The sequence below is a fragment of the Brevibacillus centrosporus genome, assembly GCF_046622605.1.
GTDB classification, from domain to species: domain Bacteria; phylum Bacillota; class Bacilli; order Brevibacillales; family Brevibacillaceae; genus Brevibacillus; species Brevibacillus centrosporus.
On the sequence record NZ_CP176856.1, the window covers coordinates 3,200,592 to 3,222,797 of the forward strand.

General features: G+C 49.5%; 20 protein-coding genes and 1 pseudogene. 5 read left to right on the plus strand and 16 right to left on the minus strand.

Annotated elements, in window-relative coordinates:
- Positions 1-114 precede the first annotated feature (114 nt).
- Positions 115-1,368, minus strand: coding sequence for an MDR family MFS transporter (locus tag ACLIN2_RS16145; RefSeq protein WP_411501553.1), 1,254 nt, complete (start codon positions 1,366-1,368; stop codon positions 115-117).
- A 298-nt stretch (positions 1,369-1,666) separates the two neighbouring features.
- Between ACLIN2_RS16145 and ACLIN2_RS16150 the strand changes: the two genes are divergently transcribed.
- The 3 genes and pseudogenes from ACLIN2_RS16150 (at position 1,667) to ACLIN2_RS16160 (ending at position 5,101) form a co-directional block, all read left to right on the plus strand.
- On the plus strand, positions 1,667-2,890 hold the full coding sequence (locus ACLIN2_RS16150) for an MFS transporter (protein ID WP_411501554.1): 1,224 nt from the start codon (positions 1,667-1,669) through the stop codon (positions 2,888-2,890).
- 136 nt (positions 2,891-3,026) lie between these two features.
- Positions 3,027-4,466, plus strand: a pseudogene (locus ACLIN2_RS16155) (ribonuclease J); the annotation flags it as partial.
- Positions 4,467-4,750: 284 nt separating this feature from the next.
- Entirely contained in the window at positions 4,751-5,101 is a 351-nt protein-coding gene (locus ACLIN2_RS16160) for a DUF2512 family protein (protein WP_411501555.1), read from the plus strand.
- A gap of 82 nt (positions 5,102-5,183) precedes the next feature.
- Here ACLIN2_RS16160 and ACLIN2_RS16165 read toward each other — a convergent pair whose 3' ends face one another.
- From ACLIN2_RS16165 to ACLIN2_RS16220, 12 genes are all read right to left on the minus strand, one after another.
- Positions 5,184-5,759 (minus strand): spore coat protein, encoded by a 576-nt coding sequence (locus tag ACLIN2_RS16165; protein WP_411501556.1) that lies wholly within the window; start codon positions 5,757-5,759, stop codon positions 5,184-5,186.
- Between the two features lie 272 nt (positions 5,760-6,031).
- Positions 6,032-6,310: an FAD-dependent oxidoreductase gene (locus tag ACLIN2_RS16170; protein ID WP_411501557.1), complete on the minus strand. Its 279-nt coding sequence runs from the start codon at positions 6,308-6,310 to the stop codon at positions 6,032-6,034.
- A 90-nt stretch (positions 6,311-6,400) separates the two neighbouring features.
- Positions 6,401-6,790 carry an FAD-dependent oxidoreductase gene (locus tag ACLIN2_RS16175; RefSeq protein ID WP_411501558.1) on the minus strand — a complete coding sequence of 130 codons (390 nt, stop codon included), beginning with the start codon at positions 6,788-6,790 and terminating at the stop codon, positions 6,401-6,403.
- A 150-nt stretch (positions 6,791-6,940) separates the two neighbouring features.
- Positions 6,941-8,440: a glycerol kinase GlpK gene (gene glpK, locus ACLIN2_RS16180; protein WP_411501559.1), complete on the minus strand. Its 1,500-nt coding sequence runs from the start codon at positions 8,438-8,440 to the stop codon at positions 6,941-6,943.
- Positions 8,441-8,631: 191 nt separating this feature from the next.
- Positions 8,632-9,339, minus strand: coding sequence for a purine-nucleoside phosphorylase (deoD, locus tag ACLIN2_RS16185; protein WP_092276519.1), 708 nt, complete (start codon positions 9,337-9,339; stop codon positions 8,632-8,634).
- A gap of 211 nt (positions 9,340-9,550) precedes the next feature.
- The gene (locus ACLIN2_RS16190; protein ID WP_411501560.1) at positions 9,551-10,300 is read right to left on the minus strand and encodes a glycosyltransferase; all 750 of its coding nucleotides are present in this window, start codon (positions 10,298-10,300) and stop codon (positions 9,551-9,553) included.
- The gene (locus ACLIN2_RS16195; protein ID WP_411501561.1) at positions 10,254-11,120 is read right to left on the minus strand and encodes a glycosyltransferase family 2 protein; all 867 of its coding nucleotides are present in this window, start codon (positions 11,118-11,120) and stop codon (positions 10,254-10,256) included. The genes ACLIN2_RS16190 and ACLIN2_RS16195 overlap by 47 nt, the downstream gene beginning before the upstream one ends.
- A 125-nt stretch (positions 11,121-11,245) precedes the next feature.
- Complete coding sequence (locus tag ACLIN2_RS16200; protein WP_411501562.1) at positions 11,246-12,469, minus strand: D-alanyl-D-alanine carboxypeptidase family protein; 1,224 nt, start codon at positions 12,467-12,469, stop codon at positions 11,246-11,248.
- 66 nt (positions 12,470-12,535) lie between these two features.
- On the minus strand, positions 12,536-13,351 hold the full coding sequence (locus tag ACLIN2_RS16205) for a GTP pyrophosphokinase (protein WP_092276507.1): 816 nt from the start codon (positions 13,349-13,351) through the stop codon (positions 12,536-12,538).
- Between the two features lie 15 nt (positions 13,352-13,366).
- Positions 13,367-14,251 (minus strand): M23 family metallopeptidase, encoded by an 885-nt coding sequence (locus ACLIN2_RS16210; protein ID WP_411501563.1) that lies wholly within the window; start codon positions 14,249-14,251, stop codon positions 13,367-13,369.
- Between the two features lie 89 nt (positions 14,252-14,340).
- The gene (locus ACLIN2_RS16215) at positions 14,341-14,598 is read right to left on the minus strand and encodes a hypothetical protein (protein WP_122922528.1); all 258 of its coding nucleotides are present in this window, start codon (positions 14,596-14,598) and stop codon (positions 14,341-14,343) included.
- A 233-nt stretch (positions 14,599-14,831) separates the two neighbouring features.
- Complete coding sequence (locus ACLIN2_RS16220) at positions 14,832-15,032, minus strand: alpha/beta-type small acid-soluble spore protein (RefSeq protein WP_092276499.1); 201 nt, start codon at positions 15,030-15,032, stop codon at positions 14,832-14,834.
- Between the two features lie 246 nt (positions 15,033-15,278).
- On the opposite strand from ACLIN2_RS16220, the gene ACLIN2_RS16225 reads away from it, so the two are divergent.
- Entirely contained in the window at positions 15,279-16,157 is an 879-nt protein-coding gene (locus tag ACLIN2_RS16225) for a 5'-3' exonuclease (RefSeq protein WP_092276496.1), read from the plus strand.
- A 129-nt stretch (positions 16,158-16,286) separates the two neighbouring features.
- Here the strand turns inward: ACLIN2_RS16225 and ACLIN2_RS16230 are convergent, their stop codons facing one another.
- From ACLIN2_RS16230 to ACLIN2_RS16240, 3 genes are all read right to left on the minus strand, one after another.
- Positions 16,287-17,075 (minus strand): alpha/beta fold hydrolase, encoded by a 789-nt coding sequence (locus ACLIN2_RS16230; protein ID WP_411501564.1) that lies wholly within the window; start codon positions 17,073-17,075, stop codon positions 16,287-16,289.
- 421 nt (positions 17,076-17,496) lie between these two features.
- Positions 17,497-19,209 (minus strand): vWA domain-containing protein, encoded by a 1,713-nt coding sequence (locus ACLIN2_RS16235; protein WP_400586253.1) that lies wholly within the window; start codon positions 19,207-19,209, stop codon positions 17,497-17,499.
- A 12-nt stretch (positions 19,210-19,221) separates the two neighbouring features.
- A complete protein-coding gene (locus ACLIN2_RS16240; RefSeq protein ID WP_092276485.1) occupies positions 19,222-20,523 on the minus strand; it encodes an AAA family ATPase in 1,302 nt (433 codons plus the stop codon).
- Between the two features lie 237 nt (positions 20,524-20,760).
- Here ACLIN2_RS16240 and ACLIN2_RS16245 point away from each other — a divergent pair, with 237 nt between their 5' ends.
- Positions 20,761-22,155, plus strand: a complete 1,395-nt coding sequence (locus ACLIN2_RS16245) for a hypothetical protein (protein WP_092276482.1) — start codon at positions 20,761-20,763, stop codon at positions 22,153-22,155.
- The last annotated feature ends 51 nt before the right edge of the window (positions 22,156-22,206 follow it).

A 22,206-nucleotide genomic window follows, 5' to 3' on the forward strand; every position in this document is an offset into this window, starting at 1 on the left:
CGTGCCCCGCCTCCTCTTGCTTAGGAATGCTGTTAACCTTTTTCCATCTTAAAAAAACAGGAAACCCCCACGTGCACCTGCGCAGCATGGGGGTCTAGCTCATCTGTAATATCATTACGAACCCGTAATCGCCGGCTCCTCCGCAGAAGCAGGAGTCGATTTCGTGTGTCGTATTGCTTTTTTGACGAAACGGTACTGAAACATTCCCCCGATCAAGAGCAATACGCTGAGCGTGGAAAACCAGTAAGCTCCTCCGAAATTGCGAAATGCCAGGGCACCTACGGTTGGTCCGATGGTTCCCGTGATACCCCAGTTTGCACCAAACACGGCGAAGTAGCGTCCACGGAATTCATCGGGAGCCATGACAGAGATCGCTTTTTGGATTTGTGGTCCGTACAGCATCTCGCCAATGGTAAACATCGTCTCTGCAAGAATGAGCACGATCATGCCTGGTGCCCACCCATAACCGAAGCCGACACAGGCAAGGAACAGGTACGCTGTCAAAATGACGCGGTGGGCTGGAAATCGTTCTGCGAATTTGGCGATCGCGATTTGACAGCAGACAACCAGGATTCCATTGATCGTCAAAAGTGTCGCGAAAATCGTGAGAAAATCGTCGTATTTGGTACGCAGATGCTGTGGGAGAATGATTTCGACCTGTGAATACAGGAGCGATACAGGTACAGCTGCGAGTGCCATCCAAAACAGCGTTTTGTGCTCAGACCATACAAAGCGAGGGCTGGTATTGCTTTCTTCTTTGCTGGATTTTGCCCGAGCGCGTGCTTCCTTCGGCAATGTCTCCGGCACCTGCCAGGCAATAAGCAGACAGTAGATGAACAAAGCGAGTGAGCATATGCCAAAAGCGATACCCGGATTGATCTTGTACAGTGCCACACCAATCAGTGGTCCTGCAGCAGCCCCCAAATTCAAGGCCGTATGCAGCAGCGCGAAGACCTCACTCCTCTTCTCCTCTGGGACGATATCTGTCACCTGTGCGCTAGCAGCTGGCCAAAACAGGGAGGCCCCGACTCCGTTCAGAATCGTGAGTGCGGCAAAGGCGAAAAGGGACTCTGCCCACATATAGCCTGCCATGGAGACGGACTCGATCAGGAGTGCAGCTATCATCAACGGCTTTCGTCCGTACTTGTCCGAGAGACTGCCGGCAAAATAGCCAGAAATGATGCTCGTTAAAGGCTGCAGGCTCGTGACCATTGCTGCTAACAGTAGATTGCCGTCCATTCTGTCATACAGGTAAAAAGCCAGGAAAGGTCTGAGCATAAAGCCGGCAAACGTCGTCAAAATCGTTCCGATGACCCGAATCCAGATTGCTCTGTCATAACGGGCTATCAGATTGTGGAGCCAAACCATTCGGATAATTCCTCCTTGCCGATAAAGGATATTTTTGTAAGTATATCGGAGAGTCATAAGAAAAGATAGAGGTTTAGGATAAATGGGAATTATTAGATTTTTTAGAAGAGATGGAATTTCCCCTTTGCTCTTTTTAGGCCGTACCCCTTACACTTCCAGACGGTTTCAAGGAGAAGAAAACCTTGATTTTTACGCGGGTGAAACTTAATAATAGGGAACAAGCATTCTTGTCCGGCGCACATGAAAGGTACTGCCATTCTAACCGGATGTAAAACAGCAGAAAGGTTGTATTTACTTCATGGAAATATCACAGCTTTCGATCAAAGAACAAGCAAACAAAAAATCGTTTTCGATCTCTTTGCTTTCGCTTACGCTCGGTTCATTTGCAATTGGAATGACTGAATTTGTCATCATGGGTCTGCTCCCCAATGTGGCCGATGACTTAGGGGTCAGCATCTCGTCAGCAGGGCAGCTCATTACCATGTACGCTCTTGGGGTCGCTGTCGGGGCGCCGATCATGACCATCCTCACTCATCGCATTCCTCAAAAGAAGCTCCTGTGCTTCCTGATGCTTCTTTTTATTTTCGGAAATGGAATTTCGGTCATCGCTCCGAATTACGCCGTTTTGATGGCCGCTCGCATGTTGACGGCGTTGACTCATGGGACATTTTTTGGAGTGGGAGCAGTGGTTGCCTCCAGCCTAGTTCCACCGGACAAACGTGCCAGTGCCGTCTCTATCATGATGGCAGGCTTGACGATTGCCAATATCATTGGAGTCCCTTTGGGAACCTTTATTGGTCAGCATATGGGCTGGCGCTCTTCCTTTGGTACGATTGCCATTATGGGAATCATTGCATGGGTCGGAATCATGGTTTTCGTTCCAAAAATGCGGCAGCAAAATACGGAGAGCATTACTGGACAAATCAAAGCGCTTGTCCAACCGAAGCTGCTTCTGTACCTCCTGTTTGGTGCACTGGGCAATGCCGCACTTTTCACGGTCTTCACTTATATTACGCCGCTGCTAACGCAAGTCACCGGCTTTGCCGAGCATTCCGTCACTTGGATCCTCGTACTGTTTGGCTGTGGAGTGACTATCGGCAATATCGTAGGCGGCAAGCTTGCCGATTGGAAGCTGATGCCTTCCGTCCTGGGGCTTTACTTTTCGATCTGTATCATCCTGACTCTGTTTACGTTTACGATGTATAATCAGATCGCTGCGGTGATTACGATTTTTCTGTGGGGAGCTGCTTCGTTTGCTGTTTTTCCAGGGCTGCAAGTGCGTGTGATGAACCTGGCACAGTCGGCACCAGCTCTCGCCTCTACCTCCAGCCATTCGGCCGGTAATCTAGGAAATGCAGCTGGAGCTTTCATCGGCGGATGGGTGATTACGCATCTGGCTATCACATCACTCCCGTGGGTTGGCGCCATTCTGGTAGGACTGGCTCTACTTTTGGGCGTCGCTTCCTATATCGCTGAACGCAAGGCAAAGACGAATAACGTATTCCTTACAAAAGAGAACTGATTTTACGAGCTTTACTTTTATCCGATTAAGGGGTCAACCGATTATGGTTGACCTCTTTTTTATCTTCATTGATTCACCTTTATTTACCAGTTCATGAAATTCTTTTCCTGTTCATCCTATAAGATGGACGAAGCTCATTGGCGGTATCCCCTATTTGCTGAGACAGTTCAACATGCCGATCTTCGGAACCAGATTAACGCTTGGCTTAATCGAAGAAAAGCTGAAGGAACACGGCTTACTGCAAGCGACCACTCGCACAACGATCGATTCCAAATCCGTCATAGAGCTGGGTGCGTTCACCATCCGTTTCTTTCAGACCAACCACAGCATTCCCGATTGTCTAGGTATTGTTTTTGAAACGCCGAAAGGAACCGTCGTGCATACCGGAGATTTCAAATTTGATTTGACCCCCGTCAATAATCAAACACCCGACATTCACCGAATGGCTGAAATCGGGAGTAAAGGCGTTCTTGTATTGTTGTCCGAGAGTACGAACGCTGAACGCCCTGGCTTTACTCCATCGGAAAAGCATGTGGGCGATCATTTGCGTGAAGCTTTTATCAAAGCGAAGCACAAAATTTTCGTTTCTACCTTTGCCTCCAATGTCTATCGCCTGCAGCAAGTGATTGATGCGGCACTTTTGACAAACCGCAAGCTCATGCTGCTTGGCAGAAGCATGGTTAACGTGGTGCGAATCGCTTCTGAGCAGGGTTACCTGCATGTGCCTGAAGGTATGATCATCGAGCCCGAGGAAGCAGATCAGCTCAATCGCAAGCAGATCGCCATCTTATGCACAGGCAGCCAGGGAGAACCCAACGCCGCTCTGGCCCGCTTATCTACAGGAAATTACCGGAATGTCAAGGTAGAGTCAGGGGACACGGTGATTCTCTCTGCGTCCCCCATACCTGGAAACGAAAAAAGTGTTTCGCGCATTGTCGATAATCTATTTATCTTAGGGGCAAATGTGATCTATGGCTCTGGTTCCGCAACGGGCATGCATGTTTCCGGTCACGGCAGCCAAGAAGAGCTCAAGCTGATGCTGACGCTCATGAAGCCGACCTACTTCATTCCCATCCATGGCGAGTACCGCATGCTTCATCAGCATCGCCTGCTTGCCGAATCGATGGGAATGGACAGGGAAGATGTGTTTATCATCAACATAGGCGATGTCGTGGATTTTTCAGAGGGTGCCCCTAAGCAAGAACGCAAAATACCTGCAGGAAGCACTCTAGTAGACGGATTCGGTATCGGGGATGTGGGAACAGTCATCCTGCGAGATCGCAAGCACCTTTCGGAAGATGGCATCCTCGTCGTTGTTGTCACACGCAACAAGGCAGACGGAAAGATCATCTCGGGTCCGGAGCTCATTTCCCGCGGTTTCGTATTTGCTCCGGAAGCGGAAGGGCTGATGGAGGAAGCAAGCCGTGTCGGACTGGCTGCTCTTCATCAGCTTCAAGCAGAAAATGTCAGTCAATGGAATCGTCTCAAGCAAGGTCTAAAAGAATCCATCGGTCAATACCTATACTCCAAAACGAAGCGTCGGCCCATGATCCTGCCGATCATCATGGATGTGTAGGGCATGCTCTTTCAATGTATTCAGCAAGCAAACAGCCTTCCCTAGCGAGGAAGGCTTGGCCTTATTAGAAGTTACTTCTTCTTTTTGGTTTCTGCTTTCTCAATGTTAGTGTGTGGCTTTCCCCCGAAAATTGCTGCTCTGAACTGGATCCAGTCAGCTTGGCAGCGGAAATATTTGGAGGGCGGTCCGAGAAAGGCTGTCCGTCCCCTTTTCATCCGTTCGAATGAATGTGAATCTTTTTCTTCATACTAATCCTGAATGCTACTTTGAAAGGAGAAGCTGCCTTGATCCGTTTTCTGGTGAAAGTCGTCATGAATGGCATTATTCTCGTCCCTCTACTTTTGTGGTACACAGAAGCAAACGTTTTCTCTGCAATTGTCGCGACCCTGTTATTTTCCGTCATTGCTTATCTCGTTGGAGACAGACTTATCCTGCGTGCATCCAATAATCTCGTTGCGACCGTCTCCGATGCTATTCTGGCAGTCGTTTACCTTTGGGCAGCCTCAGCCGTTATGCACTGGTCCTTAAACTGGGGTGAGCTCTTGTTTACAGCGGTGCTCCTCGGCGTAGTAGAGCTGCTTTATCACTTCTTCTTGAAACGGTTTGATACAGAGGACGAACGCGAAAGAGCTTAGTTCTTGGACGCAGCTCACACACCTTGCAAACAAAAAGCCAACCATTTTCGGTTGGCTTTTCCTCTTCCTATTGATTGTACGTTTAGAACAGCAGCGGCTGCTGAGGTTGAGGCGGCTGTTGCTGATAGGCATTGATCATGGTATTCATCGTATGATCCGCGAGCTGTGGAGCTTGATAGTATCCTTTTGCATTCATGTACTGCCAGGTTTCATAGGCTAATTGCTGGCAAAGATTGGCTCCATTTACGTGATACTGCCTGATTTGCGGATCTACGCACTCGCCTGCCCGAAGCATTCCCACAGCCGAACCCGCCTTATGACAATTCAGCATGAGTGTTGAAATCGTCATGTCGGATAAGCGCGTTGGTTGTGGGTTGGGTGGGGGCATTTGAGGCTGCTGGAGTCCTACCATGGTTTGCTCTGTCGTTCTCATCTGCGGCAACTGGGGCATAACCCCAACATTTACCCCTTTTCCCATGAGCAGGTTGAGTCCTTGCTGATAGCCATTCATGATCAATTGCTGATGGGATATAATCATGTTTTTCAGCTGGGGATCTTGGGCCATCTCGGCAAATAACCCGTGCTGCTCAATTTCTGCGTGTTTGGAGCGCAAAGCCTCTTGTGTTTCCAGAAACTCATGTGCAGCATACCTTTTCATAAATAGCCTCCTCGGAATGGGTCTTCGCATACCCGATTAACATCTCCGCTTTGTTCGCTAAGAATTCAGGCGCTCACAAAAAAGACTAGGCATATAGCCTAGTCCAGTCAGCGGCTTGCTCCTTCCTAAATTGCCAGATCCTCCGCACCACAAGCGTGCTTTCAATCCTACCCCATACTACGTTTTTGCCACCCTGCTAATAAAACGTCTTCACCTGCGTATACTCCGCTTCAAACAGCTTCACTTCCCTTTCTTTCTCCCGAGCAGTCCAGTTAAATCTCCGCGCCATCCCTTTGATATTTCGTATCGGTTGTACCGATATACGTGGATCGATTTCGAGGAATGGCAAATATCATGCGCTTGTCTGCTACGTCGAAGTACACGGCTTGTCGCAGAGGCAAACGATCATAAGGAACGACCAGATGAACACCTTTGGTAAGATGCAGACGCTTTCCGGACAGCGACTGATCTTTCTCACAAAGACTGTCAACCCATGGCCCCGCTGCATTGACGATTTTTTTAGCCGTGAGCGTATAAGACTTGCCCTTCACTTGATCCTTCGCAATAATGGTTCTGCCAAAAGGGTTTCCTGTTTGGAGAGCATTTTGCGCCGCTCGTTCCGTTTCACTCCTGCCAAAAGATCATACACATATAGTCCGACGGATGTGGCCAGCTTTCCGTACGTACCTTTTTCTACGATCGGCAGGATCATCTTTTCCAGTATCACGATATGCGGGGCATTCCGATGCAAGATCGTGAGCTCTCTTCCTACCTCCCTGACCAGTTGGATATCCCCCTTGCTTCAAATAGCGAAGCCCCCCATGCACCAGCTTGGTCGAGCGGCTGCTGGTGCCGGAAGCGAAGTCCTGCTTTTCCACAAGTCCGACTGTTAGACCCCGTGCTGCTGCGTCCAGCGCGATCCCTGCTCCTGTTACCCCACCTCCGATAACGAGCAGATCGACTGGGCGTCTCGCCAGCTGCTCCAGATACGAGACGCGCTGGAGAGCTGACATCGCCGGTTCGTTACGCATATCCCTTCCCATCCTTTCCTTCCAAAAACAAAAACAGCCTATATCCAAAAGTAGCAACGCCTCTGCCTTTGCCCTTTCGATACCGGCTGTCTCCTATATCTCCACCGTATCATTCACTTACTTTTACTCTATTCCGAACATCTGTAAAAATCACCTGCGAATCTTGTAGCCCATGGTTGCAGATACGGCTTGCTTCCACCCTGCGTAAAGGCTTTGCCGCTGATCCTCTGCCATCTGAGGCTCAAATGACCGCTCGATTACCTTGTTCGAGACAATATCCTCTTTGCTGCTCCAATAGTGAACCGCGAGCCCCGCCAGATAAGCAGCACCTAAAGCCGTCGTTTCGTTTACCCGGGGACGCTCTACCACCGCCCCCAGCAGATCGGATTGAAATTGCATGAGAAAATGATTCGCTACGGCTCCCCCGTCAACGGCAAGCTTCTGCAGCTTGTTGCCTGAATCTGCCTCCATCGCTTCCAGAACATCTCGCGTCTGGTAAGCAAGCGACTCTAAGGCAGCGCGTATCAAATGCTTGTCTGTCGTGCCTCGTGTAAGACCAAAGATAGCCCCTCTTGCCTCCATGTCCCAATATGGTGCTCCTAGCCCAACAAACGCCGGCACCATATACACTCCATCTGTACTGTCAATTTCCATGGCAAGCTTTTCCGAATCTGCGGCCTTTTCAATCAGCTTGAGTCCATCCCTGAGCCATTGAATCGCCGCGCCAGCTACGAAGATGCTTCCTTCCAGCGCATATTCAACCTTTCCGTCTACTCCCCAGGCGATCGTCGTCAAAAGACCATTTTGAGAGGCAACTGCTTTTTCGCCTGTATTCATTAGCATAAAGCAGCCGGTGCCATACGTATTTTTTGCGGAGCCTTCCGAGAAACATGCCTGACCAAAAAGAGCAGCCTGCTGATCCCCCGCGATCCCCGCGATCGGTATCGGATATTGAAAAATTTTTTCGTCTGTATAGCCGTAAAGCTCACTGGACGGACGAACGTCCGGCAGCATCTGGGCAGGCACCTGCAGCATCTCCAACAGCTCGTCATCCCATTGGAGAGTGTGGATGTTAAACAGTAGGGTCCGCGAGGCATTGGAATAGTCTGTTACATGCACGTTACCACTGGTCAGCTTCCATATAAGCCATGAATCAACGGTTCCAAACAAAAGCTCCCCTCTTTCGGCACGCTCGCGAACACCTGGCACTTGGTCCAGGATCCACGCGACCTTGGTACCGGAGAAGTAGGCATCGATCAAGAGCCCCGTCTTCTCTCGCACCATTTGATCAAAGCCTTTTTCCTTCAGCTGCGTGCAGATGTCGATCGTCTGCCGGCTCTGCCAAACAATGGCGTTGTACACAGGTTTTCCTGTCTCTTTGTCCCAGACGATCGTCGTTTCACGTTGATTCGTAATGCCGATCCCGGCGATTTGCTCCGGCTTGACATGATTTTCAAGTAAGACAGCCTTCAGCACATCCAGCTGCGATTCCCAAATTTCTTCGGCGCGATGCTCGACCCAGCCCGGCTTTGGATAAAGCTGCGAGAACTCCTTTTGCGCGACCCCGATCATCGCACCTGATTTATCGAACAAGATCGCACGAGAGCTGGTCGTACCTTGGTCCAAAGAGAGCATGTATTTCGGCTCCATGTGCATCTCTCCCCCTCCAGTTCTTCGATAGTGGTCTCTTTAACTTATGCTTTCACAGGTGAATTCCCTGCTTGTCTTCGATGGCCCAGGCCGTCTCCGTCTATCCTTGCTGATTCCGTAAAAAAAGCTAATACCCGCAAATACAAAAGCCACTGCTTCGTGTTTGCAAATATTAGCTGGTCCTTACGCTTCTACTTCAATAGAACTGAATCCAATGCTACTTCAATCATCTCATTGAACGTGGTTTGGCGCTCTTCGGAGGAGGTTTCTTCACCCGTAAGGATATGATCGCTCACGGTCAAGATGGACAAGGCATTACGCTTATACTTCGCAGCCAGTGTGTAGAGAGCCGAGGACTCCATCTCAACTGCCAGAACTTGATAGGAAGCCAGCTTCTTGTACAAGTCCATGCTCTCCCGATAAAAGCTGTCGCTCGTAAAGATATTCCCCACCTTCACCGACAAATTCCGTTCCGTTGCTGCTTGATAAGCTTTGTGCAGCAATTCAAAGCTAGCCGTTGGAGCGAAATCAATCTGGTTAAACAACAGCCGGTTGGTCTGTGAGTCAGAGGATGCGCTCATCGCGATGATCACGTCACGCACTTTGATATCCTCCTGAATCGCTCCGCAGGTTCCTACCCGAATCAGATTTTGCACATCGTAGGATTGCATCAGCTCGTTCACGTAAATGGAAATCGAAGGAACACCCATCCCTGTACCTTGAACGGAAACGCGCTTGCCTTTATACGTTCCTGTGAAGCCTAGCATGCCGCGAACATTGTTGTAGCACTCTGCTCCTTCCAAAAATGTCTCTGCTATATATTTCGCACGCAGCGGATCTCCTGGCAGTAAAATGGTTTCGGCAATCGCACCTGGTTTTGCTTCGATATGTACACTCATCGCATTTTTCTCCTTTACCTTCAATAATTTCCTACCATGATATGGTACTATAAAACACGAACATTGCAAAACGAAACTTATCTCGCTTGAAAATAAGCCGATCAACCAAACAGCAAACACAGCAAAGCAGCTGCGTGAAATGACTCTCTTTTTGAGTCTGTGACAGCAGCTGCTTTTGATTGATCGCCCCAAGCATCCATGATTTATTCGTCTAGATGACTTTTCCTTGTTCACTTCGAATCTGTTCACTCCAGTAAAGTACCGCCTCCAGATGATCCCCTAAACAGGTCATCTCTTTCTGTCTACTCCTGCTCGGAGTAACATTTAGGCCGCCATGGCCGAAATACCATTTCAAAGGAACCGTCTCGACGCGCAACCCCTTTCGTATCGCAATCGCTTGAGCTAGAGGTGGAACAACGAGCTGGTCGATCCCAACCAGTGATGCAGCTTTCTTCTTTATGGCAAAAGGAAGCATCATCATGGAAGACATCCCAAGTTGTTGCTGCTCCAGCAAATGATTGAAAAACGCGCACGCCAAGCTGACTGTACCCGTGACCGAACCCGCAGTCGATTTACGCAAGGCGATGTCCGCTCCCCCATAACAGGCACGCACAAAGGGGGACAACTCTTCTGCGAGGATCATTTCACTTCCGTCCAGGAAGAGCCACACATCGCCAGTGGCTTCTTTTGCACCGATCGAGCGCCACAGCTCATCCCCGAGCGAGAACGGATAAATGATAGTCGTATGTGAAGGAAATTGGGAATTCAATAAAATTTCGATTGACTCTTCGTTGCTCCCCTGGAGGATCATGATAATTTCCTTTGGATGTAGTTTTTCGACTTGCTGCAGCAGCGCTTTGATCGTGATTTCATCCTGCTCAACAGAGATGATGACACTCAAATGCTTCCGGTTCTTATCTTTTTTTATGGCTGCCCGTTTGTTTCTTTTTTCGTTTCCCACCCCACACTCCCCCCTTATCCTCTCGTGGCTGCGGGTAAAAGACTGACCGCAAGTGAAGCTCTCCCGGGATGTGCAACAGGTCCCGATACCGATCGCCATCCGGCATGCCGCCGCGTGGTCCGATCAGGTTTACCAAAAGCTGAATCGCGTGTGCATGCTCCCGCAAGAGTTGACGGGTACTTTTGACCATCGAGATTCGTATATCATCCGTCCACTTGATGGCTGAATCCGGATGAACTCCTACGACAACAAGCTTTTGCCATGCCGCTTTAACATAAGCAATAGGTGGTGTGCGCAAGCATTCATGCCCTAGTGCCTTCAGTGCCTTTCGACTACAGGCAAACGGAATTCTGGACAGCGTCCCGGTACCGAGCTCTGTGTGTCCAAGCAAATGATTGAGCAATCGATAGGCATAGCGTGTTGGCAGCGGCTTTTTCTTTTTGGCAGAGGTCGACGTTTGGGTACGCACCGTAACGGCGACATCCGCACCATTCCTTACCGCATCCACATACTGTTGCCAAAGCGGAAGGGAGAAATCGACTCTTTCATCCAAAAAGAGAACCGTTTCACCTCGAGCATGGCGAGCACCCAATGCCCTGCCTTCGTCATAGCTATAGATGGATGGAGAAACGATTTTGTCAATCCAGGAGGACTCGTCTCCCAGATAGGATGTATCCACGCACTTAGGGCTAACCACGATGACTTCTAGTGAAGTGGCTAGCTCTTTCACATTCGTGAGCATTCGCCGAAGCGTTCTGGTATCGTCGCTAGCTACGTAAACGACAGATACCTCGGGGCGATCGACTACTGCTTTGTCCATCTTCATTCCCCCTCATCGGAAAATGCCTTCTTCTCCTAGATTACGCAAATGATTGTGAAGTGGACACGGCTCTTCAAGGTACAAAAAAAACACAGGACATGAGAAGTCTCTGTCCTGTGCTTCGTTTAATAGGCACGTCGCTGCCAATCCCGGTTTCTCACGCGGCGCATCCTGCGGGTGCGACGGACCGTGTAGCTGATCATAAAGAGATTCATGGCCAGCCAAACAAACAGCAATCCGTAAAGCACTCCTGAATGATCCTCAAGCGATTTGGCTAACTGTGCACGTCTCGGCTCAGAAGCAACCGGAGGCGGATCCTGTCTTAACAACGGGTAGGTGATGTGCAAGTCTCCCCCTTGGACTAGAAGATGTCCGTCCTCTGTCAGTTCTACGAGCGGCTCTGTTCCCTTAGGTACCGTCGCATATAAATCATCCATGGTTGTATAGGTAATCACCGCTTCGTTTCCAGGAGCAGCCGCGTGGGTATAAGCTTTTCCTTTCGCTGCGATCGGCTTGGTTTCAAAGTTGGCGAATCCATAGTCAAGCATGCTGGTGACATCTTTGTAGGCACTTGCACTCGTCGACGCCTTCATGGTAACTGCGATGAATTCCGTGTTTCCTCGCTTGGCCGAACCAACGAGCGTTTGCATGGCCTGGTCGGTAAAGCCGTTTTTAATCCCTGTCGCACCTTCGTAGTTACGCAAAAGCTTATTGTGATTCACGAGCTCGGACTTCCATTCTTTCCCGTCCCACGGCAAACGAACGGTTCCTACGATTTCGCGAAAGATAGGGTTTTGCATGGCGTATTTCGCGATCTTTGCCATGTCGGATGCAGTCGTGTAGTGATTCGGATCGTGCAAACCGTGTGCATTCGCGAAATGCGTTTCCGTGACCCCTACTTTTTCGGACAGATAGGCGTTCAGCTCTTCTGCAAAACGCTCGGTAGTCTGGTGCATATGCTCGGCAATCGCTGTAGCGGCATCATTTCCTGAGTGCATCAGGAGACCGTATTCCAATTTGCGCAACGGAACCTGCTCGCCTTCTCCCAGATAGACACGTGTGCCTTCTTCATATCTCGCTTTTTTGGAAACCGTGACAATATCATCAGGATTCCCTTTTTCAATCGCATAAATCCCAGTGGCAATCTTCGTGATGCTAGCTGGATACAGCTTTTCATGTGGATTTTTTTCGAACAGGACTTGTCCTGTCGTCGCGTCAATCAAAATGGCTGACTCCCCGCTCAGTGCATCGGCTGAAAGCTTGGATGTGTCTTCAGCAAAAGCCAAAGGTGTGTCCGGACCCAATAGTGCCGTGACCACAACGAGAAGGTACGTAAGAAGAAAACGCATGGTAGTCGGTGTCCTTTCCATACTTTGTCGTTCGTTTGACGGATGGCTTCTGCTCTTATCTTATCCTTAACCCAGTCGTTTCCCTAACAAGTCGTAAATCATTTTAAACTTGGGATTGTCGGCAAACGCTTCTTCAAAACCGCTAACGTGTTCCCGATACAGGGCCGAGGCTGCATCGAGATCCTGCTTCACATAGAGAGAGAAAATCTCTTCCAGCTTGTCCTCCAGGCTTTGATCCACCTCGGCAGGGGTCAATATTTCCTGGCGCAGATTGTTCATCAAAATGTCCAGCTGATGGGTAATCACAGAAGCTTCCTGAAGCTTGCCGAGCACATCTGCCGGGATGTTGCCTGCGTACTTGTAGCGCAGCTCATGCTCATTCGTCGCCCAAAAATTCATCCCCAGTGTGCGAATCTGGATTTCACAATACAGGGTGATCTTTTCACTGCCATGATATACCGTGTAGGATACAATCATATGGATACTGCGGTATCCGGAGTCTTTTGGAGAGGCGATATAGTCTTTGATATCATGGATGACAATATCTTCCCTCTCCTGAAGAAGCTGCAGCACTTCCCGTACATCGTCTACATAACGGCAGACAACTCGCAGCCCTGCAATATCGGATACTTCTCTGGCGACATGCTCCTGCCAATTTTCCCCTTGAAAATCAATGCCTTTTTCCTTTGCTTTTTTAATGAGGCTGTCGACTTTTTTGACTCGCCCCACTACAAATTCAATCGGTGAGTATCGTCCACTTTTTTGAAATCCGTATTTGATCCCTTTGAGCTTTAGCTTCAATTCATCTACAGCTTGCTCATAAGGTGCCAAAAAATGAACCATATTGTTTAATACTTTGCTGGGTACATGTGAAATCCTCACGTTTCACACCTCTCTTTACTTCCATTGGAACGGTGACGCCTCAAAGAATGGCTGCGGGTTGACGTAAGTGTTCCCGATCAACATTCCGTAATGCAGATGGGGACCTGTCGAAAATCCTGTCGTTCCCATAAGACCGATCACTTGGCCTTGCTTCACTTCCTGGCCGACCTTGACTTCCAGCTTTGACATATGGGCATAGATCGAGAACACGTTTAGTCCGTGGTCGATAATGATGGTATTACCAGTTAAGTATAAAGAGTCAGCCAAAACAACCTTGCCGTGGTTGCTAGCCCATATCGGGGTGCCTGGTTTGTTGGCAATATCAATAGCAGAGTGCCTGTTTGCAGGAACTCCGTTTACCACCCGCTGATAACCGAACGGGGTCGTCAAGGTGCCAACGGCAGGCTGCGTAAATGCCCCTTTAAAATAAGGGACTTTCGCAGAGCTTGAGCGAGCGGCATTGATCTTCTTTTGGTCCGCATTGATTCGATTCGTATCTTGGCGCATATCGTTCAATTGATTGCTTACTGTCAGGACGTCTACTGCAAATTTTTTAGGTGAAATCGTCAGAGGGACACTCCGCTGCTTGTCCGTTGTCGTCACTTGGTATATTCCTGGTTTGGTATTGAAGGGAATGGGGATAAAACGGCTGTACTCTCCCTGGGAAGGCTGGAGTCGATAGGTTTGGGAAAAGAGTGTGACCGCTTGTGCCCGATTACTGCGCACAAAAATAACGTCGCCTGGATTCGTGGTGCTGGGCATCACAGATAGAGGCAACTGCTGTTTTTGCATTTGAAACTGTTCGTGTACATCCTCGATGATTTCTTTGCCGTAGGTGCTTGTCCCAGACACGAGTGTCAGCGCAGCAAACAGCATGAAACCGACCATTGATTGCAACATAGCCGTTCCCTCCCAATTTCCAGTATAACAAAAGAGTAAGCGAAAGGAAAAAGAAAAAGAAGGCTAGAAAGCAAGCCTTCTCCAATGGATTACATTTTTTTGGTATAGTCCGCCATCATGTCCATGATATTTTGCACGCCGTTCAGCATTTCGCTGGCTCTTTTGGTCTTTTGGGAAATGGTGTCAAAATCGAGTCTGCCCTTCTTCCGATCATTCCAGCGCTTGAACAATTCTTCTGCGGTGCCAGGATTACTGCGAACCGACTGGACACGCGTTTCGTCTTCCATCAGCCACGACTCAAATTCGGGATGCTCCTTTAAGAGTCGTTTCACTTCTTTGCGTTTCATCCGCGAAAGTCCTCCCCTCGAGTGTACAAACGAAATAGTTATCTGTTCCTTACACCATATGACTAGTCCGCGGATGTGCTTGTGTGTTTGCACTAGATCGTTAAGAAAGGGCTTATTAACGAGCCTTTCTCGCTATGTAGCTTATAAAATCCATTTCCGTGCCAAAATAGAGAAAGGCCCCATTGAAGGGACCTTTCTGCATCCAGCTATTTACTTGTGTTGAAGCACGTGGCTTAGCGGCCTGCCATTTGCGATTCTGCGAAGCTTACCAGACGCTTGGTGATTTCCCCACCAACAGAACCGTTTTGACGAGAAGTGGTGTCTGGTCCGAGATTTACACCAAATTCAGATGCAATCTCATACTTCAGTTGATCCAGAGCTTGGTTCGCTTGAGGAACTACCAGGTTGTTGCTGCTACCGTTGTTGTTAGCCATGATTGATTCCTCCCAACGCGTTTTTGTCTTCCGGGACGGGGTTGAACCGTCAGCTTTTGCTTCTCGCCGGTCGAGACCGGAAGATGATTTTTGGTGCGAGAGGCGTTTGGTTAACCTCTCGTGATACTATCATCCCACCGATGCACACAAGCATACGTTGTTTTTGAATTGTAAAATCTGTCAAAGATGCTGATCCCCTATGTGCTATAATGTTGCGTATAGTTGGTTTGGAGAGGAGCTACAAGAGTGAGTGATTCAGGAAAGGTACTGCTCATCGATGGCATGAGCTTTTTATTTCGGGCGTTTTACGCATCTGCGTGGGGAGGAGGCTATCGCCAAACTTCAACAGGTGTCTACACCAATGCCGTACATGGTTTTACCAAGATGATGCTCGACTATGCTGACTTGGTCAAGCCTACTCATCTGATCGTTGGTTGGGACGTCGCTTCCCGCGAATCCCTCGTGCGCAGTCAGTGGTATGATGGCTACAAATCCAACCGGCAAGCCCCTCCCGAGGAGCTGATCCCCCAATTTGATTTGGTGAAGGAAGTGACGGAAGCATTTTCTGTACCGAATCTTGGCTGTCCAGGCTTTGAAGGCGACGATGTCTTGGGTACACTAAGCACAAGTCTCTCCGCCGATGGTCATCAGGTTGTCATAGCTACCGGCGACTACGACAGCCTCCAGCTCGTATCTGACCTCGTCAGTGTGAAGATCTTGAAAAATGGCGGCAAGCACGAACACTACAACCCAGCCAGCTTGCTTACCATGCGCGGAATCTCCCCTGAGCAGGTCGTCGATGTAAAAGCATTAATGGGCGACGCTTCCGACTGTATCCCAGGCTGCCCGGGAATCGGAGAAAAAACAGCGACCAAGCTGATTACGGAGCATGGCGATCTGGATCGACTCTACGGCAATTTGGAGAGCTGCACGGCTAAAATGCGCAGTAAACTGGAAGATCACCGGGATCAAGTTTATCTCAGCCAAAAGCTGGCAACGATTATCCGCGACGTGCCTCTGGAATTCTCCCTGGAAGCAGCTGCTTGGGAATTTGACCGTGACATGGTTCGCAGCAAGTTTGAAGAACTGGAATTTGGCCGCAGCCTCGCTACTCGCGTCGGTTAATGCGTGTCAAATGATCAGTAAGTTGAATGGGACAAGCATCCTCTTATGAAATAAATGGAAAAGCGGCAATCCGAAACCAGTTCTGGTCGGGAATGCCGCTTTTTTTTCAATTCAGCCTATTTCCTTCGTTCACTGCGTGTTCCTGTGTTTGATGGAATGTTTGGATATCGCCTCTATGATACAAACCCAGTCTTTTTGGTGAAGCTCATGGCCTGTTCCTTCCAAAGTAAGCAATTCAGCCTTACCAATCGCTTGGGCAAGAGCGACACCATGTGCATAGGGAATGATTGGATCCTCCGTGCCATGAATGACCAGCGTAGGTACATCGATTTCGCCTGTCCGTACCAAATAGGATTCTCCTCCCGTTACCAGTCCATGATTGTTCATGCTCGCTATATTCTGGCTTCTTTTGACCTCTTCAACCGCTAATTCATTGATCCTCTTCTCCTCAAACGGATGCTTCGAACCCGCGAGTACTTTCCATTTTCCCACTGTAAAAGCTATGACCACCTCTTCCTTCGTCCAATCGATCTCTGCAGCTTGTGTAAAGTATTGGATTACCTTCTCTTCCATCGGTGGGAGGTCGGGAGCAAAATTTGTGGTAGCTAACAACGTAATCGTCAAAACTCTTTCCGGATGCTGCAATGCCAGGATCTGCGTCAGCAAGCCGCCCATAGAAATGCCTATAACATGGGCCCTGGCAATTCCAAATTGATCGAGGACGCGGATCGCATTATCACGATTGTCATAGCGAATGACAAAGTATCCTTTGGCAGCCAAACGCTGGCAGAAGTCTACATCCCACCAGACCATAGATGCCTGCGCACCCATGATTAATAAGATAGCCGAGTGTTCCGGATTGCCAAAGCTCTCAGCGGCATATTCGATTCCGTTTACACAAAACAATTGTTCGTTCATTATGAAATCTCCCCTTCAAGAAAAATAAAAAAACACAGGCTAGCTGCCTGTGTCCACGTAAACGAGAAAAAGAATGGAAGGATCGCGTAGAATATCCCCAGACGCTAAGCCAAATACATGTCAGAACACCAAAACATGTACCGAAATTGGCGGCTGGTGGAACGCAAATAGAAAACGATCCCTTTCATTAGGTGCCGTCGAGGCAAACCATTCTTCGATTACTATGCACACAATACAGCTGAAAGAAATTACGCTTCTTACTGTGCAAGGTAAAATCGAATCAATAGTTTGCCACACGCAACCCTCCGTCCACATTAAGTCATATGATCGTAGCACATGATCTTTTCTTCTGTAAAATGTTAGAAATTCTGTGGCACATGATGTTGCCTCAAGCAGGACCCATACGAGCACCGATTTGATCTCATGCCTGAAACACATCTAGCAGCAAGCCTGAAGTCTCTTCGTCCTTTGTCTCCCAAGAAGCAGCAAAACGAACCTGATGGGAAACACCCAGTATGTCATACTTTTGGACCAAATGCTGGCGAGCAGAGCCGATGATCAAGCTGTGCAGCCGCACTTGCTTGTGTTTGCCCAGATCTGCAAGCTGTTCCTGGACATAGGGAGAGATCCCCCCGACCCCATCGGTCACCATGACGAAATCAGCACCGCGTAGAGCATTGTCCTCATTTACCAGCTCTATCCCTCGTTTCATCGGGGAATCAAAATGAGTCCCTCCCCCAAACGCCATTTGTGCCAGACTGTAAAAAGCAGTCCAGTCCGGTTTCTTATGAGAGAGAAACTGCTCCCTTACCTCGCCCTTTGCGCCAAAAAGAAGCAGCACAAAATTACGTCTTTCCAGCATGGCTAGGGCTGCAAAGGTCATGACAAACAGCTGTGCCAGTCTCAGCTTGGAGCCTCTCATCGAGTGGGACGTATCCAGCATGCAGATCACCGGGCCCTTTGGCGGTTCCTCCACCCACCCAGACGTATCATAAGTCATCAGCTTTTGCTCGACCCATTTCAGCATAAAATAGGTCTCATAATCAGGATCCGCCAATAACACTGCCTCGCCGGGCAGCATGTGTGCGATATCTCCCGACTGCCGCAGATCGTAATACTCCTCTGGTAGCTGCCTGGAACGAACTTCCTTGCGTTTGACGCGAAAATGATGGACGTTTCTTCCGACTTCCTCTAGAAAAGCGATCAGATCTGGATGACGCTTGAGCTTCTCCAACCATTTGAGATACTGCTCAAAGCTCTGGCGCCGAAGCTGGCCGAGATCATGCCCCCAGCTGCGATTGGCAAACCGCTGACTCGCCGCAAACAATTCCTCGACAAACATTGTATCCAGCTCTTCCCTCGAAAGAGACTGCTTCAGCGATTTTTCCAACCACTGACCCAGCTCGTTTTCAAAAGCCGCAATCGCTTCTTTTTCCTGGCGATTGAGTCTCTCTAGCTGTTTTTCTCTTTGGGAAAGCTCTTCCTCCAGCTTTTTTACCTTTTGCAGCAGCTTGGTTCTCTTGGTAAACTGGACGGTCATTTCTTCCCGCATTTGGCTAATCCGCTCCTGCAGAGAATCAATCTCCGCACGCACAAGCGGCTTGGAATCCATCGCCTCCTGCTTGTCCTCCACCATGCGCTTGCCTTGCTGCAGAGTATAACCGACGAGCTGAAGCTTCGCCACTTGCTTTTCCGTCAGCAGCTCGGACAGCCGTGCCTCCTGATGCCCTTCCTGTCCCTGCTGTTCCTTCAAGCCGGCAACCAGCGGCGATAGCTTTTGATCTTTTTCCCTCTGCTCTACTTCTTCCGCGAACGTCTCTGTCAGCCAGAGCAACGCTTTAATCGCCGTTTTAAATGCTGCACTTTCTTGTCCGACCGTTCTGGGGTGGATCATCTTGGTGAAATACTGCTTCATAAGCGTTCGAATCATCCAATGATGAAAGGGTGTTGCTTCCTGTGTAAGATCAATCTCCGGTTTGTCCAGATAAAAGACAAAGAAAAAATCGGCGAACAGCTCCAGCTCAAACCAAGGGGCTCGTGCTTTGGCCTCCCCCACCCATTCCTGGGCCGTGCGTGAGGAGGCGAGGTAGGTATCAAACATATACCGGTCCACTCGACTGGCACGTATGATCATCGACACCACCTCCTAGAGCGTATAATCGTACGCAGTGCCAGCAATCTCCTGGTCAAATACGGTTCGGTACGTCTTCTGGAGCTGCTGCAAAATCCGCTCACCTTCTATGCGTAGGTAGGCGTATTTCACGGTGTACTTTTCTGGGTTATGTATCAATCTGTTCTTTTCAAACACGTAGGCTGTCAAATCCTGCTCCCGCTTCTGCCATTGAAGCAATCGATTCCGAAGATCTCTGGCAGTCTCTTCCAGCTCAGTTCGGCTCTCCTCCAGCAGCTGGCGGTTACGCTCCAATGCGTCCTTTCCCATTTTAGCGCCGACTTCTTTTTTGAATTGAAAAGCGTGGAGATCTGATTCCTTCGCTTTCCATTTTTCAGCCATCTGTTGAAACCTGCGTAGTGGGAGGTCGTTTTCCAGCTCCAGCTTGAGCATTTCCGTAAACTGATTTTCAAAAATCTCCCGCATCACCGTCAAATCCTCAGGCACATCCCACATCATATGCGGCGTAAATACCGTATCCCAGATCGTGACCTCCTCTCGTCCATGCAAGGCAGCAGAAGTTTTCCAGACATGGGCGATCTTGCTCCAGCGGCGGTCGGACAAACGGTATTCTTTTGCCTCCATATCCTGCTTGACGCGGTACAGGAAGTAAATGAGCGCCTCCGGAATGGTCACATTCTCAGCCTGTGTCTGGACATCGGCCACATCATACAGGGAGAAGACGACGGGCAGCGGTGACTTCGGCAGAGAGAACATCTTTTCGTAGCTGGAAGCGTTTTGCAAATAACTGACTTCATAGCGGAATAGGAAACGATCGTACAAAGCCGTCAGCTGCTCATCATCATCGGGAAGCTCATTGGAAGCTGCTATTAAAAACTGCAGAGGTACCGCTTCCTTTTCACGTCCGTTAAAGTAAATGCGCTCGTTTAAAATGGAGAGCAAAGCATTCAGTATCGCGCTGTTGGCTTTAAAAATTTCATCCAAAAAAGCAAATTGAGCCGCAGGCAAATATCCCTCTGTTTTGCGCACGTATTGATCCATTTTGAGCTGCTGCAAGGATACGGGACCAAAAATTTCATCGGGAGTCGTAAAGCGTGTCAGCAGGTACTCAAACCAATGCTCAGACCCAAACAAATGGGAAACTGCGCGGGCAAGCTGTGACTTGGCGGTACCCGGAGGACCGATCAAGAGTGCATTTTCCCCACTAATCATCCCTAGCAGCAACAGACGAATCAGTTCGCTTCGCTCTAAAAAGCGACGCTCTAATAGCTCGATGGCCTGGTCCATTTTTCGTTGAATTGGTGTGGTTGCGTTCATCGTTGTTCGTGCCCGCCTCCGTGTTGCGAGGGGAGGCAGCACCTGTCCCTCCTCGTGCTAGGATCCCAAGTATGGATAAAATGGAGCTTGTCTTCAATTATAGTCTCATACCATGGTCAAAAATGCCAGTTTTCCAAGGAACCCTCCCATATCTCCGCTCTCACCCATATACAGTCACCCGCATATTCTTACTTCAAAGGGATTTTCAAACGGAGAAAGGATAAAGGAGGGTTCACCATGGGTATTGAGCTTGTGTGGCTGCATGGGGTCTACGTGTTGTTTGTGTTGGGTATTATTCTTCTCATGGTTTTGCGACGCGACACCAGTCTGATCAGTATTCTCGGAATTGCTCTGCTCGGTCTTGTCGCCACCGGTTCCGTTACGTCCGCTGTGGGCGGCATTTTTGGAAGCTTTATCTACGCGATTACCGAGCTTTTGCCAACGATTCTGGTTATATGTATTATCGTCGCGATGAGCCACGTGCTGACGGATACGGGCGTCAATGAAACCATGATTCGGCCGATGACACACTTGATTCGCAATCCGACGCTGGCTTATTGGGTCATCGGGATCGTCATGATGGTCATCTCGTGGTTTTTCTGGCCGTCCCCTGGGGTAGCCCTGATCGGTGCCGTCATGCTTCCCGTTGCGCTGCGTGCAGGATTGCCAGCGATCGGTGTTGCTATCGCAATGAACTTGTTCGGACACGGAATTGCCTTGTCAGGCGACTTCGTCATTCAGGGTGCTCCTACTTTGACGGCAAAGGCTGCCGGCATTCCAGTCGGCGACGTGATCGCAGCCAGTGTGCCTCTCGTGATCGTCATGGGGGTTGTCACTACCGTCGTTGCTTTCTGGTATTTGCGCAAGGACATGAAGATCGGAAACGTCCCTGCCCCTACAGAAACAGCCGTTCCCGATTCGGTCTTTGCTTCCGTCCGCGTCCCCTTGACTCCTGGTGTACGCAGGGCATTGGCAGCGGCTGTTCCCATTCTCTTTTTGCTGGATGTCCTCGCGATGTTTGCTTTTGACTTGCGGGGCGGAGATGCGACTGCCCTGGTCGGTGGAACGGCTCTCCTGATTCTAATCGTTGCGACCATGCTAGCCCATAAGCAAAAGGGGCTGGAAGAGGTCACCAACCATCTGATCCAAGGCTTTCAATTTGGATTTAAAGTGTTCGGTCCCGTCATACCGATTGCCGCTTTCTTCTATATGGGAGACAGCGGATTCATCAAAGTATTTGGCGAGGTGCTTCCCGCCGGCTCTCATGGGATCGTGAACGACTTAGGGGTGGCTCTCGCACAGACCATCCCGATCAGTAAAGAGATCGCCGCGCTTACCTTGACGGCTGTCGGTGTCATTACCGGGTTGGATGGCTCCGGCTTCTCTGGCATTACGCTCGCCGGGTCACTTGCGCAGCTGTTTGCAACAGCACTGGGATCTGGTATCGCTACGCTGACCGCCCTGGGTCAAATCGCGGCAATCTGGGTAGGCGGCGGTACGATCGTTCCTTGGGCGTTGATCCCCGCAGCAGCCATATGCGGTGTCGATCCGTTCGAGCTTGCCCGTCGAAACTTGTATCCGGTTGCGATCGGCTTGCTGGTGACCACTATTGTTGCCATGTTTTTGTTATAAATGCAGAAGATACGTTGAAAAGGAAAGGCGATTGGCCAAAAGCCAGTCGCC

Coding starts and splice junctions, on each gene's coding strand:
- ACLIN2_RS16245 (WP_092276482.1), top strand. CDS start 20,761: ATGGGTATTGAGCTTGTGTGGCTGCATGGGGTCTACGTGTTGTTTGTG.
- ACLIN2_RS16165 (WP_411501556.1), bottom strand. CDS start 5,759: ATGAAAAGGTATGCTGCACATGAGTTTCTGGAAACACAAGAGGCTTTG.
- ACLIN2_RS16150 (WP_411501554.1), top strand. CDS start 1,667: ATGGAAATATCACAGCTTTCGATCAAAGAACAAGCAAACAAAAAATCG.
- ACLIN2_RS16230 (WP_411501564.1), bottom strand. CDS start 17,075: ATGAACGAACAATTGTTTTGTGTAAACGGAATCGAATATGCCGCTGAG.
- ACLIN2_RS16215 (WP_122922528.1), bottom strand. CDS start 14,598: ATGAAACGCAAAGAAGTGAAACGACTCTTAAAGGAGCATCCCGAATTT.
- glpK (WP_411501559.1), bottom strand. CDS start 8,440: ATGGAGCCGAAATACATGCTCTCTTTGGACCAAGGTACGACCAGCTCT.
- ACLIN2_RS16145 (WP_411501553.1), bottom strand. CDS start 1,368: ATGGTTTGGCTCCACAATCTGATAGCCCGTTATGACAGAGCAATCTGG.
- ACLIN2_RS16240 (WP_092276485.1), bottom strand. CDS start 20,523: ATGAACGCAACCACACCAATTCAACGAAAAATGGACCAGGCCATCGAG.
- ACLIN2_RS16195 (WP_411501561.1), bottom strand. CDS start 11,120: ATGGACAAAGCAGTAGTCGATCGCCCCGAGGTATCTGTCGTTTACGTA.
- ACLIN2_RS16220 (WP_092276499.1), bottom strand. CDS start 15,032: ATGGCTAACAACAACGGTAGCAGCAACAACCTGGTAGTTCCTCAAGCG.
- ACLIN2_RS16210 (WP_411501563.1), bottom strand. CDS start 14,251: ATGTTGCAATCAATGGTCGGTTTCATGCTGTTTGCTGCGCTGACACTC.
- ACLIN2_RS16200 (WP_411501562.1), bottom strand. CDS start 12,469: ATGCGTTTTCTTCTTACGTACCTTCTCGTTGTGGTCACGGCACTATTG.
- deoD (WP_092276519.1), bottom strand. CDS start 9,339: ATGAGTGTACATATCGAAGCAAAACCAGGTGCGATTGCCGAAACCATT.
- ACLIN2_RS16235 (WP_400586253.1), bottom strand. CDS start 19,209: ATGATCATACGTGCCAGTCGAGTGGACCGGTATATGTTTGATACCTAC.
- ACLIN2_RS16175 (WP_411501558.1), bottom strand. CDS start 6,790: ATGCGTAACGAACCGGCGATGTCAGCTCTCCAGCGCGTCTCGTATCTG.